1 pseudogene is annotated in these 484 nt (G+C 29.8%); it reads left to right on the forward strand.

The window, feature by feature from the left end:
• The first annotated feature begins 196 nt into the window (after positions 1–196).
• A pseudogene (locus tag BPMYX0001_RS34395) lies at positions 197–469 on the forward strand (hypothetical protein).
• The last annotated feature ends 15 nt before the right edge of the window (positions 470–484 follow it).

Below are 484 nucleotides of genomic sequence, written 5' to 3' on the forward strand. Positions count from 1 at the left end.
ATGGGGCACCATATCAAAAAAAGAAAATTGTACGTTTAGACATAATTTAGACACATTTTATCCGGTTCCCTGTACGTTAAGGGATTAGTTTGTATATTTGAGGAGATGTACTAGACAGATGTGAATTTAGGGGAATCCAATATTTTCTATTCAAATATGATAGAATAGAAATATATACAAAACGGAGGAAAAACAAATGAACTCAATCACAAAACAGTTTATTAATGATATCCGGCAAAGAAAGAACAATTATTTAGAAAATGTATTAATAGCAATACAACACCCTAAAAAAGAGCAATCTGAACAGGTCATTCAAAATATAGTAGAGAAGATGGATATGATGATAGTTTAGTTNCTACTTACATGAGTATTGAATCAGGATCTATGGAAGAATTAAAAGAACTTCAGGAAGAAATTATTCATGCTCAAGCATATATTCAAAAGAAAATTTGAAGAAACACAGAGATAAAACCCTGTGTTTTTA

Source organism: Bacillus pseudomycoides DSM 12442 (genome assembly GCF_000161455.1).
Classification (GTDB): domain Bacteria; phylum Bacillota; class Bacilli; order Bacillales; family Bacillaceae_G; genus Bacillus_A; species Bacillus_A pseudomycoides.